Annotated in this window: 15 protein-coding genes; 6 read left to right on the top strand and 9 right to left on the bottom strand. The window is 72.3% G+C overall.

All coding sequences use genetic code 11. The features are described from left to right. Window positions 1-10: 10 nt before the first annotated feature. Window positions 11-2,212 carry a prolyl oligopeptidase family serine peptidase gene (locus ACGFW5_RS04855; protein WP_393832753.1) on the bottom strand — a complete coding sequence of 734 codons (2,202 nt, stop codon included), beginning with the start codon at window positions 2,210-2,212 and terminating at the stop codon, window positions 11-13. Between the two features lie 454 nt (window positions 2,213-2,666). Between ACGFW5_RS04855 and ACGFW5_RS04850 the strand changes: the two genes are divergently transcribed. Both ACGFW5_RS04850 and ACGFW5_RS04845 read left to right on the top strand, forming a co-directional pair. Then, entirely contained in the window at window positions 2,667-3,179 is a 513-nt protein-coding gene (locus ACGFW5_RS04850) for an NUDIX domain-containing protein (protein ID WP_393832752.1), read from the top strand. A gap of 110 nt (window positions 3,180-3,289) precedes the next feature. Continuing rightward, a complete protein-coding gene (locus ACGFW5_RS04845) occupies window positions 3,290-3,601 on the top strand; it encodes a hypothetical protein (RefSeq protein WP_393832751.1) in 312 nt (103 codons plus the stop codon). Between the two features lie 335 nt (window positions 3,602-3,936). On the opposite strand, the gene eno is transcribed toward ACGFW5_RS04845, so the two are convergent. Continuing rightward, the gene (eno, locus tag ACGFW5_RS04840; protein WP_393832750.1) at window positions 3,937-5,304 is read right to left on the bottom strand and encodes a phosphopyruvate hydratase; all 1,368 of its coding nucleotides are present in this window, start codon (window positions 5,302-5,304) and stop codon (window positions 3,937-3,939) included. 163 nt (window positions 5,305-5,467) lie between these two features. Between eno and ACGFW5_RS04835 the strand changes: the two genes are divergently transcribed. Next, window positions 5,468-5,890, top strand: a complete 423-nt coding sequence (locus ACGFW5_RS04835) for a MarR family winged helix-turn-helix transcriptional regulator (protein WP_393832749.1) — start codon at window positions 5,468-5,470, stop codon at window positions 5,888-5,890. A gap of 33 nt (window positions 5,891-5,923) precedes the next feature. Here ACGFW5_RS04835 and ACGFW5_RS04830 read toward each other — a convergent pair whose 3' ends face one another. The 4 genes from ACGFW5_RS04830 to ACGFW5_RS04815 form a co-directional block, all read right to left on the bottom strand. Then, window positions 5,924-6,421 carry a methylated-DNA--[protein]-cysteine S-methyltransferase gene (locus ACGFW5_RS04830; protein WP_393832748.1) on the bottom strand — a complete coding sequence of 166 codons (498 nt, stop codon included), beginning with the start codon at window positions 6,419-6,421 and terminating at the stop codon, window positions 5,924-5,926. 12 nt (window positions 6,422-6,433) lie between these two features. Further along, window positions 6,434-7,903, bottom strand: a complete 1,470-nt coding sequence (locus ACGFW5_RS04825) for a DNA-3-methyladenine glycosylase 2 family protein (RefSeq protein ID WP_393833074.1) — start codon at window positions 7,901-7,903, stop codon at window positions 6,434-6,436. A 409-nt stretch (window positions 7,904-8,312) separates the two neighbouring features. After that, window positions 8,313-8,840, bottom strand: coding sequence for an O-acetyl-ADP-ribose deacetylase (locus ACGFW5_RS04820; protein WP_393832747.1), 528 nt, complete (start codon window positions 8,838-8,840; stop codon window positions 8,313-8,315). Then, a complete protein-coding gene (locus ACGFW5_RS04815) occupies window positions 8,837-10,261 on the bottom strand; it encodes a phytoene desaturase family protein (RefSeq protein ID WP_393832746.1) in 1,425 nt (474 codons plus the stop codon). The genes ACGFW5_RS04820 and ACGFW5_RS04815 overlap by 4 nt, the downstream gene beginning before the upstream one ends. Window positions 10,262-10,341: 80 nt before the next feature. Here ACGFW5_RS04815 and ACGFW5_RS04810 point away from each other — a divergent pair, with 80 nt between their 5' ends. After that, a complete protein-coding gene (locus ACGFW5_RS04810) occupies window positions 10,342-11,160 on the top strand; it encodes a nucleotidyltransferase domain-containing protein (protein ID WP_393832745.1) in 819 nt (272 codons plus the stop codon). Window positions 11,161-11,397: 237 nt separating this feature from the next. Here ACGFW5_RS04810 and ACGFW5_RS04805 read toward each other — a convergent pair whose 3' ends face one another. Next, window positions 11,398-12,246, bottom strand: a complete 849-nt coding sequence (locus ACGFW5_RS04805) for an inositol monophosphatase family protein (RefSeq protein ID WP_393832744.1) — start codon at window positions 12,244-12,246, stop codon at window positions 11,398-11,400. A 101-nt stretch (window positions 12,247-12,347) separates the two neighbouring features. On the opposite strand from ACGFW5_RS04805, the gene ACGFW5_RS04800 reads away from it, so the two are divergent. Together ACGFW5_RS04800 and ACGFW5_RS04795 are read left to right on the top strand one after the other, a co-directional pair. Continuing rightward, window positions 12,348-13,403, top strand: coding sequence for a biotin/lipoate A/B protein ligase family protein (locus ACGFW5_RS04800; protein ID WP_393832743.1), 1,056 nt, complete (start codon window positions 12,348-12,350; stop codon window positions 13,401-13,403). Between the two features lie 47 nt (window positions 13,404-13,450). Next, complete coding sequence (locus tag ACGFW5_RS04795) at window positions 13,451-14,344, top strand: hypothetical protein (protein WP_393832742.1); 894 nt, start codon at window positions 13,451-13,453, stop codon at window positions 14,342-14,344. Here the strand turns inward: ACGFW5_RS04795 and ACGFW5_RS04790 are convergent. Next, on the bottom strand, window positions 14,308-15,834 hold the full coding sequence (locus tag ACGFW5_RS04790) for an NCS1 family nucleobase:cation symporter-1 (RefSeq protein ID WP_393832741.1): 1,527 nt from the start codon (window positions 15,832-15,834) through the stop codon (window positions 14,308-14,310). The genes ACGFW5_RS04795 and ACGFW5_RS04790 overlap by 37 nt on opposite strands. Window positions 15,835-15,908: 74 nt before the next feature. Further along, window positions 15,909-16,907: a TIGR03842 family LLM class F420-dependent oxidoreductase gene (locus ACGFW5_RS04785; RefSeq protein WP_393832740.1), complete on the bottom strand. Its 999-nt coding sequence runs from the start codon at window positions 16,905-16,907 to the stop codon at window positions 15,909-15,911. Window positions 16,908-17,450 lie beyond the last annotated feature (543 nt).

Genomic DNA, 17,450 nt, shown 5'->3' with positions numbered 1-17,450 from the left:
CGGGACCCGCTCAGAGGCCCAACGAGCTCTTCAGAAAGTCGAGTTCGAGCCGGAGCAGGGTGTCCGCGACGCCTTCCCCGGCCACGACGTGCCCCAGCCCCGGCAGCAACAGCAGCTGGTGGGGCCGCCCCGCGGCGAGCAACCGCGCCGACAGACGCAGCGTATGTGCCGGGGCCACATTGTCGTCGGCGAGTCCGTGTACGAGCATCAGCGGGCGGGTCAGGTTCTCGGCGAGGGGCAGCAAGGAGCTGCGCTCGTAGTCGAGCGGCCTGAGGTGCGGGTGGCCGAGGTAGCGCTCCTCCCAGTACGTGTCGTACAGGCGCCGGTCGGTGGGGGGTGCCCCCGCGACCGCCGCGTGGAACACGTCGGGACGGCGCAGCACGGCGCCGGCGGCGAGATAGCCACTGAACGACCAGCCCCGGATGCCCACGCGCGCCAGGTCCAGGGCGTCGCACCGGTCGGCGGCGGCGGACAGCGCGTCGATCTGGTCGTCGAGGACGGGGCCGAGCCGGTCGCCCACAATGGCCCGCTGCCACCGCACCCCTCGCCCGGGGGTCCCCCGCCCGTCTGTGGCCAGCACGGCGAACCCGTGCTCGGCGAACCACTGGCACACCATGGTGTACCAGGCGTGCGCCATCGTCACGACCTGCATGCCGGGTCCGGCGTACGGGCTGAGCAGCACAGGCAGTTTCGACATGCCGGGCTCGTACCAGGACGGCAGGTGCAGCCGACTGCGCAACTGCCGCTTCCCCAACGACAGATGGGACGGCCGCGGCGTGACCGACGGCCGTTCCGCCACGACCGCGATGCCGCCCACCGCCTCCCCGCCCCGCAATACCGTCACCGTGTGCCCGTCCAGGGTTCTGCTGTCCACCACGAGGGTGTCGCCCCCGGCCGCCACCGTGTGCACTCCCGGGGTGTGGGTCAACCGCTCGAAGCCCTGCCCCGGCTCGTACGCCCAGACATGCGTTTGGGTCGGCTCCTCACTCGCGGTGAACAGCACCCGTTCGCCCACGGCTCCCAGCACCGCGCGGACCTGGAGCCCGGCCGGAGCCAGGACGTCACCCACCCGGATCGTGCGCTCGTCGCCACGGACCTCGGGGAGCACCACCACCCCCGCGGCGGTGTGCAGCGGAGCACCCGGCGGACATTCGACCCATGCGTCATCGGTCAGCCGCGCCAGCCGCTCCACGGCCCCTGTCGCGGGATCGGCCCGCAGTACCCACACCGTCTTCTGATCCCGGGTCTGAAGGCTGACGACCGGCCCCACGCTCTGCCACGCGGCACTGACGACATACTCGAAGCCGAGCCCCCAGCTGCCGGCCGGAGCATCCATCGCAGGTGCCTGACACGGCAGTTGTACGGGCGTGAGTTGTACGGGCGTGCGGCCGACGGTGACCTTCACCAGGTGCAGCGAGGTGACCGCGTTGGCCGTGCCCGCCGCCGGATACGGTACCGACCGGGGTGCCCGGCCGGGATTCGCGGGATCGCTCAGCCACCACCGCTCCACACCGGACGTGTCCACCCGGGCGACGAGCAGCGCGTCGCTGTCCGGAGACCACCAGTGGCCGCGCGTCCTGCCGATGGACTCCTCGGCGGTGTGGTCGGGCAGCCCGTAGGTGACGTCCGCGGTCTCGGGCACGGCGAGCGGCCGGTCCCTCGTCCCGTCGGTGCCCACCACGCGCAGGGCGCCTCGGGTGACGTAGGCGATCAGGGTCCCGTCCGGGGACGGCCGGGGATCGCGCACCGGGCCGTCGACGGGGATACGACGCGGCGGGCCGCCGTCCGTACGCACCGTCCACAGTGAGCCGTCGAGGACGTACGCGACCACGCGAACCCGGCGATCCGTCGCGTAGGACACCACGCCGGCCGAGCGGGATGTCGGGACGGAAGCCTCGGCAGCAGTCTGGCCGGGCGCGCTGGGCCGCGCGGCGGGCGCGCTGGGCCGGGTGCCGGGCGCGCTGGGCCGGGTGCCGGGCCCGATGGGCTGGGTGCCGGGCCCGATGGGCTGGGTGCCGGGCCGCGCCCGCCCGGCAAGGATCCGCTCGTTCCCGCCCTCGTACACCCACAACAGGGCGCGCGGATCGACGCCGGATTCCGACCGGAGGAACAGCACCCGGTCACCGTCCGGGGAGACGGTGAAGTCGCGCGGGACGCCGAGCGAGAAGCGGCGGGTGCGGGCGAACTGGCGGGGAAAGCCTTCAATATCCATGATCTTCCGTCTCTGCGAGGGATCGGTCGGCGGGCATGCCGTGCAACCGGTACGGCGATGTGGGGGGCGGGCCGGGGAGGTGACCGCACACGAAAAAGGCTCCAGGTCGATGACCTGGAGCCTGCAACTCGATTGTGTGGTGGGGCGCGTGGCGTCCCCATCGACGTTCGCTCGGCGCGTGAACACAGCCGAGTGCGAAGGATCTTAGCACCGTCGAATCCGGCCCGACCAGGCACTACGGCCAACTCCGTGCGCCACGAAGGGCGTACGGCGCCGCACAAGCCCCCGGACGTCACGCTTCACGCCCACCGAACGGGCCTCCCCCCCATGGGCACCTGCTGATGCTCTTGAAGTCCCGTACGAGTGACGGCAGTTCGTTCCGCCATCAGGCGCGGAGAGCGCCGACCGCCGCGCCCGGCGTACCGGGCTGACCACGCCCTCTACCCTTCTCGGCATGACGACCGACAACCTCGCCGCCCCCGACAACGACTACGCCACGTACATCGCCGGCCTCCCCCGGGTCCTCGCCGGAGCAGCCGCCCTGTTCCGGGACGACGAGGGCCGGGTGCTGCTCGTCGAGCCCAACTACCGCGAGGGCTGGGCCCTGCCCGGCGGGACCATCGAGTCCGACACGGACGAGACCCCGCGCCAGGGCGCCCGCCGCGAAACCCTCGAAGAGATCGGCCTCGACGTGGAGTTGGGCCGGCTGCTCGCGGTCGACTGGGTGCACGGGGCGGCCCGTCCGCCGATCGTTGCCTACCTCTATGACGGCGGCGTCCTCGGCGACGACCGCCTGCGGGCGATCCGCCTCCAGGAGGAGGAACTTCTCTCCTGGCGCCTGGCCCCCCGCGAGGACCTGCCCACACACCTTCCTTCCGCACTCTGCGGCCGGGTGCTGGCGGCCCTTGATGTGCTTGCGGAGGGCGGGGGCACGGCGGAACTGGAGAACGGACAGCGGGTGATCTGACAGAACTCGCATCTCGTTATAACGGTGGACCACTGGCAAACTGACGCCGCACAGGCATACGGTCGTGGCTTCATGAACAATGTGGACGACGCAGGGAAGGCGCTGCGGCGATGACCAGCCCTTTCTGCCCGGAGGGCGACCGCGGTTGCCTTCGCCTGGTCCTTGCCGTCCCATTCGCCCTACTCACCGTCATTGCCGCGTTCTTCTGCCGGGCGGCGGTGACCACCCACCCATCCGGGTCCTGGGACCGCGACGCGTACACGGGCATCGTCCTGTCGTGTGTCCTTGCGATCGGGGCAGCCGGCGCAGCCGTGCTGTTGTGGGTGCTGCCGTCGGTGCGTCGGGTCATGCCGGTGTGGTGGGTAGGGCCGGTCCTGTTGATCGCAATCATTGCAGGAGCGCGCTGGGTGACGAGCACGTGAGTTCGCTCCCTCTGAGTTTCCCCGCCTCTACGCCGCGCCCTGCACCAGCTTTGTCACCGGCTCCCGGGCCGCCCGCCGGATTTCACGACCCTGTTCTGCATCGGCGTCACGGTCTCTTGGCGAGAAATGCGCGCTGTGCGTGCGATGTCGCCCAGCACAGTTGGCCTGGCACCACGCTGAGCAAGCGGCTCGGTGCGGGGTATCGCAGTTGCGCCGAATTCGGCTCGACCTCTCGATCTGGCGCGACGCCGAGGGCCCCAGGAGCAGCGACCGGCCACCGAGGGCCCGGGGCCCGCGGCGCGGGCCCGGGTGTCAGTGGGCCGGCCGCCCGTCGGTCATGACCGGTGCAGTGCGGAGCGGCCCGCGAAGCGTGCCGATGCGCCCAACTCCTCCTCGATCCGGATCAGTTGGTTGTACTTCGCGGTGCGGTCGGAGCGGGAGAGCGATCCTGTTTTGATCTGGCCGCAGCCGGTCGCCACCGCCAGATCCGCGATGGTGGTGTCCTCGGTCTCGCCCGAGCGGTGTGACATGACCGCCGTCCAGCCCGCCTCGTGGGCCGTGGCCACCGCGGCCAGGGCCTCGCTGAGGGTCCCGATCTGATTGACCTTGATCAGGACCGAGTTGCCGACGCCGGTGCGGATGCCCTCGCGCAGCAGCGTCTCGTTGGTGCAGAACACGTCGTCGCCCGTGAGCTGACAGCGGTCGCCGACGCGGGCGGTCAGCTCGCGCCACCCGTCCAGGTCGTTCTCGGCCATCGGGTCCTCGATGGAGACGATCGGGTAGGCGTCGATGAGCCCGACCAGGTGGTCGGCGTGCTCGGAGGGGGTGCGGCGCACGCCCTCGCCCGTGTAGTCGTACACCCCGTCGCGGAAGAACTCCGACGACGCCGGGTCCATGATCAGGCCGATGTCGGCGCCGGGCCGGTAACCGGTGCGCTCGATGGCGCGCATCACGAAGTCGAGCGCCTCCTCCGCCGTACGCAACGCGGGCGCGAAGCCGCCCTCGTCGCCGACGCCCGTGGAGTGCCCGGCGGCCAGCAGATCGCGCCGCAGGGTGTGAAAGACCTCGCTGCCCATGCGGACCGCTTCGGCGAAGGTGTCAGCGCCGAGGGGCGCGATCATGAACTCCTGAAAATCCAGCGGATTGTCGGCGTGGGCGCCGCCGTTGACGATGTTCATCATCGGCAGGGGCAACAGATGGGCGTCGGCGCCGCCGAGGTAGCGGTACAGGGGAAGGCGGTGGGCCGCGGCGGCGGCCTTGGCTGCCGCGAGGGAGACGCCGAGGATGGCGTTGGCGCCGAGCCGGGACTTCGTGGCGGTGCCGTCCAGGGCGACCAGCGCAGCGTCCAGACCCGCCTGGTCCGCCGCGTCCCGGCCGCGCACCAACGCCGCGATCTCGCCGTTGACATGGGCCACCGCGCGGTCGACGCCCTTGCCGTGCCAGCGCGCCGCATCCCCGTCACGCAGTTCCACGGCCTCACGGGCGCCGGTGGACGCGCCGGAGGGGACGGCCGCACGGCCCAGGGATCCGTCCGCCAGAACGACGTCGACCTCGACCGTGGGGTTGCCCCGGCTGTCGATGATCCGGCGGGCGGTGACGGTCTCGATGGCGACCGTCTCGATGGTGGTGTTCCCGGCGGGGGCGTTCTCGGGGGTGGTGTGCTTGAGGGTGGCGTCGATGGTTTCGGCTGCCTCGTTGGACATGGGAGGTCCTTCCCGTTGTCTTCTGCCGTGCCCCTGGCTGCGACAACGCTGGCGCTGGGCCCGACGTGGTCGAACCTTACAGCAATGCTGCTCAGTTTTGCTGTACAGCATCGCTGTACAGATCAGCGGCACAGCCGTGCTGGTCAGCGGGGTAAAGTGCCGTATGCCCACCCCGGAAGCCGCCGCCATCGCCGCCGAACTGCGCACCGCGATGGGCAAGCTCACGCGGCGCGTCAAGCACGAGGACCGCATTCCGCTGGGGCAGGCCGCCGTGCTCGGCGCACTCGACCGCAATGGCGCCATGACCACCAGCGATCTCGCCGTCGATCAGCGCGTACGCCCCCAGTCGATGGCCAGATCGGTGGGGCTGCTCATGGAACAGGAGCTGATCACGCGCCGGGCTCACCCCACGGACGGCCGCAAGTCGCTGGTCGAGCTGTCGGACGCGGGGCGGGCCGCGCTCGAAGCGGAGCGCGGCCGCAGGGCGGGCTGGCTCGCACAGGCCATCGAGGCCGAACTCACGGACACGGAGCGGGCGTTGCTCGCACAGAGCGCCGCCCTCCTGGAACGCCTCGCCGCTCGTTGACCTCCGGCAGACGGCGTCGCATCGCCGGACGGGTCAGAAAAGCGCGTCGTCCCTCTCCCCCCGCTCGAACGCCAGCAGCCGCTGCTTGCGGTCGAGGCCGCCGCCGTAGCCGGTGAGGCTGCCGTTCGCGCCGATGACACGATGGCAGGGCACGATGATGCCGACCGGATTTTTGCCGTTGGCCAGGCCCACCGCGCGGGAGGCGTTGGGATTGCCGAGGGCTTCGGCGAGTTCGCCGTAGGAACGGGTCTCGCCGTACGGGATCTGCTGGAGCCGGCGCCAGACGCGCTGCTGGAACAGGGTGCCCACCATGTTCAAGTCCAGCTCGAACAGGGTGAGTTCGCCGGCGAAGTACGCCTCCAGCTGACGAATGACCTCGGGGAAGGGTCCACCGCCGTCGCGCTCGCCGAAGGTGTCCTCGGGCGGGCGGTGGCGCTGGCCCACCATGTACAGGCGGCTCAGGACGCCGTCCGCCGCGACGAGCGTGAGCGGTCCGTAGGGGCTGTCGATGACGGTGTGCGTGATGCGCACGGCTGAACTTCCTTACGCGGGCAGGTAGTTGATGGCATGGTCCTCGGTCGCCCAGAGATACTGGACGGCGTAGGCACGCCAGGGCCGCCAGGCGGCGGCGCGCGCGGTGAGCGCGGCGGGGGTGGAGGGGAGTCCGAGGTGCTGGGCGGCCCGGCGCATGCCGAGGTCGGTGGGCAGGAAGGCGTCCGGGTCGCCGAGCGCCCGCATCGCGATCGCCTCGACGGTCCAGGGGCCGAAGCCGGGCAGCTCCATCAGCTGGGCGCGGGCCAGGTCCCAGTCGCTGTCCAGGCCGAGCTTGAGGGTGCCGTCGGCGAGCGCGGCGACGAGCGTGGTGAGGGTGGTGCGGCGGCTGCGCGGCAGGGCCAGGGTCTCGGGATCGATCTCCGCGAGTTGGGCCGGCGTCGGAAAGAGGTGGGTGAGGCCACCCGTCGGGTCGTGGACGGTGTGGCCGTGCGCGACCACCAGCCGGGCGGCGTGGGTGCGGGCGGCGGCCGTCGAGACCTGCTGGCCGAGCACCGCCCGCACCGCGAATTCGGCGGCGTCGACCGTACGCGGCACCCGGCGTCCCGGCGCCTTGTCGACCAGCGGCGCGAGCAGCGGATCGGTGCGCAGCCGGTCGTCCACGGCGACGGGGTCGGCATCAAGGTCGAGCATCCAGCGGCATCTGCTGATGGCGATGGTGAGGTCGCGCAGATCCGTGAGGTGCAGTACGCAGCCGATGTGCTCGGGCTGGGGGGTGAGCTCCGCGATGCCGTGCCCGTACGGGAGGGACAGCGTGCGCCGGAACGACCCGTCGCGCCATTCCTCCACTCCGGGAACGCCTGTCGCGGCGAGATGGCCGAAGAGGTTGTCCGGGGTGAGCGGGGCCCGGAAGGGCAGCCGCAGGGTGATCGCGCCGGGCGTCTGGCGGGTGATGCCGCGTGCGGCGCGGGTCCGCAGCTCGGTCGGGGCGAGCGCGAAGACCTCCCTGACGGTGTCGTTGAAGGTACGGATCGAGGAGAACCCGGCGGCGAAGGCGACCTCGGCCATGGGCAGCGGGGTCGTCTCGATGAGGAGCCGCGCGGTCTGCGCGCGCTGCGCCCTGGCCAGGGCGAGGGGGCCCGCGCCCAGCTCGGCGAGCAGCTGGCGTTCGATCTGGCGGGCGCTGTAGCCGAGGCGGGCCGCGAGCCCCGGGACGCCCTCGCGGTCCACGACCCCGTCCCGGATGAGCCGCATGGCACGGGCGACGGTGTCGGCGCGCGCGTTCCACTCGGGCGAGCCGGGTGTGGTGTCGGGCCGGCACCGCTTGCAGGCCCGGAATCCGGCCTGCTGACAGGCGGCCGCGCTCGGGTAGAAGGTCATGTTCTCGACCTTGGGCGGCACGACCGGGCAGCTGGGCCGGCAGTAGATGCGGGTGGTCAGGACGGCGGTGAAGAACCACCCGTCGAAGCGGGCGTCCTTGGACTGGACGGCGCGTACGCAGCGGTCGGTGTCGGTGTGCATCGGGGTGGGGGCTACGGGGGCCATGCGTCCAGCATCCGGCACGTCGGGGGTCCTCGCTGGCGAGAATCCGACATGGGCCTTGCGGCCGGGGTGGGGTGGGGAGGGGTTGCTTCGGCCTCCACCCGGCCGGCCCGCGTGTTCCCGGCTCCGCCGGGTGCCGGGTGCGGGTGCCGGGTTGCCGGGTGCCGGGTGCCGGGTGCGCGTGTGGCTGTGGGCCGGTCCAGTGCGGGTGGCAGTTGGGTGCTCGCGCAGTTCCCCGCGCCCCTGACACCCTTGGACGAGTGCGGGTCGTGGCGGGTTGCTCGCGCCGTTCCTCGCGCCCCTGAGCAGCTGGGCGTCTCGCACGCCGGTCGGGTGCGGGGCGTCGTGCGTTGCTCGTGCAGTCCCTGCGGCGGTCGTTGCTCGGGGGTCAAGTCGTGAGGGCTCGTTCGAAGGCCTCGTACGCCGGCTCGTCGAACAGGACGAAGCGGATCTCCCTCAGCGGAGCGTCCCCGTGGGAACGGGCGGTGGTGATCGCGATGTCGGCGCCGTTGCCGATCGGCCAGCCGTAGATGCCCGTCGAGATCGCCGGGAAGGCGATGGTCTCGGCGCCCAGCGTTCGTGCGAGGGCGAGGGATTCGCGGTAGCAGGAGGCCAGCAGCGCGGAGCGGTCCTCGGTCTTCGACCAGACCGGGCCGACGGTGTGGATCACATGGCGGGCGGGGAGCCTCCCTGCCGTCGTGACGACCGCTTGGCCGGTCCTCAGGCCCTTGCCGTACTGCGAGGCCCGCAGCTCGCGGCACTCGGCCAGGATGGCCGGCCCGCCGCGCCGGTGGATCGCGCCGTCCACCCCGCCGCCGCCGAGCAGCGAGGAGTTCGCGGCGTTGACGATGACGTCCACCGTCTGCTCGGTGATGTCGCCGCGCACCAGGACGATCCGCGCCCGCGTCGATGTCATCGCCGGCCCGCCTTCCGCAGGCTGCGCCACACGGCCTTCGCGGCGTTGTGTCCCGACATGCCGTGCACGCCCGGGCCCGGCCAGGCGGCCGACGAACACAGGAACACCGACGGGTGCCGGGTCGCGTACGGGAACAGGGAGATCTTGGGGCGGAGCAGCAGCTGGAGGCCGCGGGCCGCGCCGCAGGCGATGTCGCCGCCCACGTAATTGGCGTTGCGCGCGGCCAGTTGGGGCGGGCCCGCGGTCGCACGGGCCAGGACGCGATCGCGGAAGCCGGGGGCGAACCGCTCGATCTGCCGCTCGATGGCGTCCGTGAAGTCGCCTTCCCATCCGTTGGGCACGTGTCCGTACGCCCAGAACACGTGCTTGCCCTCGGGCGCCCGGGAGGCGTCGACGAGGCTCGGCTGGGCCGTGATCAAGAAGGGTGTCTCGGGGGCCGTGCCGCCCGATGCCTGGCTCAGGGCGGCCCCGATGTCCCGGCTCGACGGGCCGATCTGGACGGTCCCGGCCGACCGGGCCTCCTTCGCGGTCCAGGGCACGGGCCCGTCCAGGGCGTAATCGATCTTGAATACGGCGGCGCCGTACTTGTAGCCGTCGTAGGCCCCGCCCAGGCCCGCGATCCGGGCGAGGGCGGTCGGCGAGGTGTCGAAGAGGTAGGCGCGGGCCGGGGGCAGATCGTCCAGGCGCCTGACCTCGAACCCGGTGTGGACGACTCCGCCCTGGTCCAGCAGGTACCCGGTGAGGGCGTCCGAGATCGCCTGGGATCCCCCGCGCGGCAGCGGCCAGCCGTTCTCGTGCGCGGCGAGCGCGAAGAGCATGCCGACCCCGGCGGTGGCGATGCCGCCCAGAGGGGCGATGACATGGGCGACGAGCCCGGCCATCAGGGCGCGCGCCCGGTCGTCGCGGAAGCGGCGCATCAGCCAGCTGTACGGCGGCAGCCCCACGGTCCCGAACCGGGCGAGACCAACGGGATCGCGTGGCAGGGCGGTGAGCGGCAGCGACATGAAGTCCCGTGCCAGGACGTCCCATGTGCCGAGGTAGGGGGCCATCAGACGGCGGTACGTGCCGGCGTCGCGCGGCCCGAAGGACGCCGCGGTCTCGGCGACCGAGCGGGACAGCACGGCGGCCGTGCCGTCGTCGAAGGGGTGCGCCATCGGCAGCTCGGGGTGGAGCCAGTCGAGCCCGTACCGCTCAAGTGGCATGGCGCGGAAGGCGGGAGAGCCGATGCCCAGCGGGTGGACCGCCGCGCACGGGTCGTGGCGGAAGCCGGGGAGGGTCAGCTCCTCGGTCCGTGCGCCGCCGCCCACGGTGTCCTTGGCCTCGAAGACCTCGACGCTCAGCCCCCTCCTGGCCAGTTCGACGGCGGCGGTCAGCCCGTTGGGTCCCGCCCCCACGACGACTGCATCGAGCATCGACGGCACCTCGGACTCCTCACGCCACGACCAGGGCCCCCAGGATATTCCGGTGCGCCGACAATCCGGCCGCGGGTAGCCTCCGGCCGGTGAACCCGCCCCTGGACCGTGCCTTCCGCCACCGCGTCCGCGAGGTCGCCGAGCGCCTTGCCGAGGTCCCCGGGGTGGTGGCCGTCGCCCTCGGCGGCAGCCGCGCCCGCGGCACGCACCGGCCGGACTCCGACTGGGACCTGGGCGTCTACTACCGCGGTGACCTGGACGTGGCGGCGCTGACGCGGCTGGCCGGACGGGTCACGGGCGCCCCCGTCGAGGTCGCGGGCCCGGGCGGCTGGGGGCCCTGGGTGAACGGCGGCGCCTGGCTGACGCTCGACGGCGTCGCGGTCGACTGGATCCTGCGCGACCTCGACCGGGTCGAGGGAGTGTGGGCGGACTGCCTCGCCGGCCGGTACGAGGTGGGGGTCCAGCCCGGCCACCCGCTGGGTTTCTGGTCCCCCGCCTACCCCGGGGAGGTCGCGCTCGGCCACGTACTGGCCGATCCGCGTGGCGAGTTGACGGCCCTTCAGGCCCTGACGCGGCGCTACCCCGAGCCGCTGCGGACGGCGCTGGTCGCCGCTGCCTGGGAGGCGGAGTTCTGTGTGACGGCCGCGCGGAAGTCGGTGGGCGCGGGCGACGCGCTGCATGTGTCGCTCTGTCTGTCCCGGGCCCTCGGCGTGCTGGCCCAGTCGCTGCACGCCCATCACCGGCGCTGGCTGCTCAACGAGAAGGGCGCGCTGGCCTCGGCGGCCGCTCTGCCCGCGGCGCCTGCGGGGTTCGCGCTGCGGTCGGCTGCGGCCCTGACCGGCCTCGACATCGAGGCCGTGGACGTCGCGGGCGCCCTTGTGCACGACGTACGGGCAGCTCTGTCCTGACGGGCGCGGGGCGCGGGGTGCAGGGCGCCGCGTGCCGGGCGCGGGTGCTGGGTGCCGCGTGCCGGGCGCGGGTGCTGGGTGCCGCGTGCCGGGCGCCGCGTGCCGGATGCCGGGCGCTCGGCCGGTCCTACGGGGTTGGGCGCCGGGCGGCTCGGCCGGTCCAAGGGCGGTGGGGCGCCGGGCGGCCGGTACGACGGCGGTGGGCGCTCGATGGGCCGCCCAGCGCCGTCGAAGGGCTCAGGCAGCGCCCGTCGGGCTCGCCTCCCCCGTCAGGAGGCCACGCACCCGTTCCGCCGTCGCCGCGTCGCGTGCCGCGGTGAAGGGCAGCGCGTTGCCCCCGGCGATTCGAAACGGCACCCCGGCGACCGTGGTCTGCGCGCCGCCCGCCTCGGCGACCAGGAGCAGACCCGCCGCGTGGTCCCAGGCGTACTCCCAGGTGAACACCAGCGCGTCCAGCTCGCCGCGGGCGATCGCCAGGTACTCCAGGCCGGCCGAGCCGCAGGGCACCGCCTCCACGCCCTCGGTGCGCAGGCTGAGCAGGGCGTGCTTCTGCTCGGGCGTCGTGTAGTCCGGATGGGACGTGGCGACCCGCAGCGCCGCGCCGGGTGCGGGTGAACCGGCGTGCAGCGGCTCGCCGTTGAGGGTGGCGCCCCGGCCGCGGATCGCCACGGCCATCTCGTCGAGCGCGGGTGCGTAGGTCCAGGAGGCCAAAAGCTCACCCCGGTGGGCGAGGGCGACCAGGGTGCAGAATCCGGCTTCGCCCCGGACGAACTGCCGGGTGCCGTCGACCGGGTCGACGATCCACACCGGCGCGTCGCCGCGTATCGCCTCGTAGACCGCCGGGTCGGCGTGCACGGCCTCCTCGCCGACGACCACCGAGCCCGGAAGTATCGCGGTGAGGGCGGCGGACAGATGCTCCTCCGCGAGCCGGTCGGCCACCGTCACGAGGTCGTGCGGGCCGTTCTTCTCGACGATCTCGTGCACGGCCAGCTGCCGGAAACGCGGCATGATCTCGTCGGCCGCCGCCTTGCGGACCGCTTCTTCCACCGCTGTCGGATCACCTGCGAGAAAACCTTCGTCGATCATGCCTCCAGCAAAGCACGCGCCACTGACAACCGACGAGCGGCGCCGGAATACCGGGGGTCCGATTACCGTTGAGCCCGCTCGGAGCAGAGGGAGGCACAACGGTGCACGGCGAATACAAGGTCCCCGGCGGCAAGCTCGTCGTCGTCGATCTGGACGCGCGCGACGGCGTCCTGCGAGACGTACGGGTCGCGGGTGACTTCTTCCTCGAACCCGACGAGGCGATCGAGGCGATCAACGGGGCTCTCGAAGGCGCCCCCGCCGACACCACGGCGGCCGGCCTGGCCGCCCGCATCGAGGCGGCCCTGCCGCCCGGCACCACCATGTACGGATTGTCGTGCGACGGCGTCGCGGTCGCCGTGCGCCGGGCGCTCGCCCATGCCACGGACTGGAACGACTACGACTGGCAGCTGATCCACGACGGCCCGCAGTCGCCCGCGCTGCACATGGCGCTCGACGAGGTGATCACCGCCGAGGTCGCGGCCGGCCGGCGCCCGCCGACGCTGCGGGTGTGGGAGTGGGGCGCGCCCGCGGTGGTCATCGGCAGCTTCCAGTCGCTGCGCAACGAGGTCGACCCCGAGGGCACCGAACGGCACGGCATCACGGTCGTGCGGCGGATCAGCGGCGGCGGCGCCATGTTCATCGAGCCCGGCAACACCATCACGTACTCGCTGTCCGTGCCGGACGCCCTCGTGCAGGGCCTGTCCTTCGCGGACAGCTACGCCTACCTCGACGACTGGGTCCTCGGGGCGCTCGGCGACCTGGGCGTCAAGGCCTGGTACCAGCCGCTCAACGACATCGCGACCGACGCCGGCAAGATCGCGGGCGCGGCGCAGAAGCGGATGGTCGCGGACGACGGCGCGGTGCTGCACCACGTGACGATGGCGTACGACATCGACGCGGACAAGATGCTGGACGTGCTGCGCATCGGCAAGGAGAAGCTGTCCGACAAGGGCACGAAGAGCGCGAAGAAGCGTGTCGATCCGCTGCGCCGGCAGACCGGGCTGCCGCGCGAGGCCGTGATCGAGCGGATGATCGCGTCGTTCCGCTCCCGGTACGGTCTGTCCGAAGGCAGGGTCACGGACGAGGAGATGGCGCGGGCCCGTGAGCTCGCGGCGGCCAAGTTCGCCACCGAGGAGTGGACGGCGCGCGTGCCGTAGGCAGCACGCCATAGGCAGAACGCCGTTGGCAGAATGAGGAGCTGTGCGTGGCCAAGGTGTCGCTGCGGCTGGACGGGCCCGCCGTGCCGGCGCTGCGCGTGCGGACCGCGTCCGGAGGGCGGCTGATGCTGTGTCAGGGCGCCGACCCGGTCCTGTTCGCGGTCCAGCGGGCCGGCCATCGGGGGCTGCACTACGCACGGACCGGCCGTTTCGTCTCGCCCGTCCCGCCGCTGCGGGCCGCCCTCGCCCGCTCGTTCCATGCCTCACCGCACGGGTGGGGCCGCTGGGCGCACCACTTCGCGTCCGCCTTGCGCGGGAGCGCCAACGGCCCTGTGCACCAAGGGGATTGGCAGCTGGTGCGCTCGTTGCCGAACTGGTTCGCCGACGTCAACTGGCCCAAGCTGCTCGCGCACGATCCCGATCGGGGCCATCTCACCTGGTTCGGCTACGGCGACCCCGTGGAGGACGCCCGCGATCTGCTGCCCCTGCGCCGGCTGTCCGCGCCGGACGCCCCGCGGGTCAAGGCCTACCGGCGCCAGTACCGCGAGGGCGTGCGGGCGCCGGTGCTCCTGTGGTGGGTCAGCGGGCTCAACTCCCCCGTCGTCCTGGACGGCCACGACCGCCTGACGGCCGCGCTCGCGGAGGGCGGCCGTCCCGACCTCGTCGTCCTGACCCGTGCGATGCCGGACGGCTGGGCCGGGCAGGCCGCACGCCGGCGCATCCAGGCGTACGCGGACCACGTCTCGGCCCGTGAGGCGGAGGGCGGGCCGCTCGCCACCCTGCTCATCGCGCACGAGTCCCGCCGGTTCGCGGCCGACCTCACCGCCCTCGACGACCGCGCCGACCTCACCCGCGGCTGGCCCCTGCCGGGCGGCCCGGGGGCCTGGCAGGAGGCCGTCGACACCTACGTACCGGGCTGGGCACCGGGCCCCGAGGACTGACGGCGCGCGGCGGGGGTCCCGGCCGACAGCACGACGTACAGCAGCAGCGCCGAGCCGAGGCCCACCGCCCAGCCGTAGTCCGCGAGCGGCCTCAGGAAGGGGATGAGCCCGCCCGTGGGGAAGGGGCCCGCCTGGGCGCCGTGCTCGTCGCGCGTGGAGTACGAGCCGCCGATCGCGAGGAGCCCGCCCACCAGGAACGCGGCGACCGCCCGCCAGTTCCAGCCGCCGGTGTACCAGTAGCGGCCGCCGCGCCGGTACAGGTCGGCGACGTCCAGGACCGTACGGCGCACCACCCAGTAGTCGGCGATGAGGATCCCGGCGACCGTGCCGAGCAGCCCGCCCACGACGCCGAGCCAGGTGAAGATGTACAGCTCCGGGGTGGAGGTCAGTTTCCAGGGGAGGACCAGGACGCCGACGACGCCGGTGATGAGCGCTCCCCTGCGGAAGGTGATGAACCTGGGGGCGAGGTTGGCCAAGTCGTAGGCCGGGGAGACCACGTTGGCCGCGATGTTCACGGAGATCGTCGCGATCAGGACGGTGAGCAGCGCGAAGAGCAGGCCGAAGACGTTGTCGGTCTTGGCGACCAGGTCCACCGGGTTCCAGATGGCCACCCCGTACACCGCCTGGGAGCCGGAGGTGACGAGGACCGACAGGAGCGCGAACGCCGTCATCGTCGTGGGCAGCCCCAGTGTCTGCCCCCAGACCTGGGCGCGCTGCCCCCTGCCGAAACGGGTGAAGTCCGGGATGTTCAGGGACAGCGTCGCCCAGAAGCCGATCATGCCCATGAGGGAGGGGAAGAACACCCGCCAGAAGCCGGGGCCCCAGCCGTGCCGGGAGGGCTGGTCGAGGAGCGGACCGAAGCCGCCCGCCTTGTGGGCGATCCACACCAGCAGGACGAGCGCGCCGATCAGGACGAAGGGCGCCGCCCAGTTCTCGAACCGCCGCAGGGTGTCCATGCCCCGGTGGATGATGGCGAGTTCGAGGGCCCAGAAGACGATGAAGCACAGCCACAGGGTCCAGGGCTGCCCGCCGATCACCGATGCGTGCGTCCAGCCGCCGAAGACCTTGCCGAGCAGGACGAAGACGCCTTGACCGCCGATCCAGGTCTGGATGCCGAACCAGCAGCAGGCGACGGCCGCGCGGATCATCGCCGGGAGGTTGGCGCCGCGCAGCCCGAAGGAGGCGCGCGCAAGGACGGGGAAGGGAATGCCGTACTTGGGGCCCGCGTGCCCGGTCAGGAGCATCGGCAGGAGCACGATGAGGTTGGCCAGGGCGATGGTGAAGACCGCTTGCTTCCAGTCCATGCCGAGCGCGACCAGGCCGGAAGCCAGCGTCCAGGAGGGGATGTTGTGCGCCATGCCGACCCACAGGGCGGCGAAGTTGTAGGTGGTCCAGTCGCGTCGCTCGGGCGGTACGGGCCGCAGGTCCTCGTTGGCGTACCGGTCGTCCTGTGGGTGGGCGGTGGCGGGTATGTCAGGGGCGTCGGACATCGGCGGGCCATTCGTTCGGGGAGGCGGCGGGGGCGAACGGGCCGTGCGGCAGGGAAGGTTGGCGGGGCGGAGGGTCAGCTCAGGGCGGGGATGACCTGGCCGCCGTAGGCGTCGATGACCTCTTCGCGTGCGTCGTGCATGGCGTACACGGCGAACTGGTCCACGCCGAGCTCGCGCAGCGCTTCCAGCTTCTCGATGTGCGCCTGGACGGGGCCGAGCAGACAGAAGCGGTCCACGATCTCGTCGGGCACGAAGGCGGTGTCGGGGTTGCCGGTCCGGCCGTGGTGGCTGTAGTCGTACCCCTGGCGCTGCTTGATGTAGTCGGTCAGCGCCTCGGGCACGAGACCGGAGTGCTCGCCGTAGCGCGAGACCAGGTCGGCGACGTGGTTGCCCACCATGCCGCCGAACCAGCGGCACTGCTCGCGGGCGTGCGCGAGGTCGTCGCCGACGTAGGCGGGCGCGGCAACACAGATCGTGATCGAATCGGGGTCGCGGCCGGCGTCGGCGGCGGCCTTGCGGACCGCCTTCACCATCCACTCGGTCAGGAAGGGATCGGCGAGCTGGAGGATGAACCCGTCGGCCTTCGCCCCCGCGAGCGCGAGCGCCTTCGGTCCGTACGCCGCCATCCAGACCGGCAGCTTGCCTTCCTTGACCCAGGGCAGCCTGAGGGGCTGCCCGTCGACCTCGGCCTCGCGGCCCTCGGCGAGATCGCGGATGACGCCGATCGCCTCGCCGAGCCGGGCCAGGGTGTTGGGTTTGCGTCCGGCCACCCGCATCGCCGAGTCGCCGCGCCCGATGCCGCAGACGGTGCGGTTGCCGTACATGTCGTTGAGGGTGGCGAAGGTGGAGGCGGTGACCTCCCAGGTGCGGGTGCCCGGGTTGGTGACCATGGGGCCCACGGTCAGATGGGTGGTGTGTTCCAGGATCCGGCTGTAGATGACGAACGGCTCCTGCCAGAGCACCGAGGAGTCGAAGGTCCAGCCGTAGCGGAAGCCGTTGCGTTCGGCGCGCCGCATCAGGCCGACGACGGCCGAGGCGGGCGGATCGGTCTGCAGGACGAGTCCGAAGTCCATGGAATGCTCCTAGCGGTCCACGTATCTGTGGTGCGTCTCGGCGGAGATGACCTGCTCGGCGTCCATCATGTCCGGCCCGCCGCCCACGACGGGGCGCCGCGCGGGAGGTACGGGGGTGGAGCTGGGGCAGCGGGTGACACGGTGGTACCGAGGTGCCGACGACGCAGTCGCCGCATGCGCATACCGCCCTTTCCCACACCCTGGGTGCCAGGCGGCCGGGGCGCGACGACACAGGCTTCGCGGGCGTCGTCCCCGAGGGCTGCGGACGGCGGGTATTGCCACGTCACAGCAGGCCGAACCGTGCGGGGGCGAGCCTCGAAAGCGTTCCGAGGAGGGAAATCCTGGACTTGTTCGCGGGGCTTGGCAAGAGGGCTTCGGCGGGTGTCCCCGTCCGCCCGTACGGTCTCCCGCGGCAGGGCGGACGTCCGCGTTGGGCGAGGCCGCGCGGGGGGGGGTGCCCCTATGGGTTTGGTCAAGGTGATGGGGCGGGCTGGGGTTCGTAGAAGGTGCCGTCTCGGAGCATCGCGAAGAGGACGTCGGCTC

Origin of the sequence: Streptomyces sp. NPDC048416, from assembly GCF_043200435.1 — a bacterium.
Taxonomy (GTDB): Bacteria; Actinomycetota; Actinomycetes; order Streptomycetales; family Streptomycetaceae; genus Streptomyces.
The sequence above is the reverse complement of the archived record's forward strand: the minus strand, read 5'-3'. Positions and strand labels throughout refer to the sequence as shown.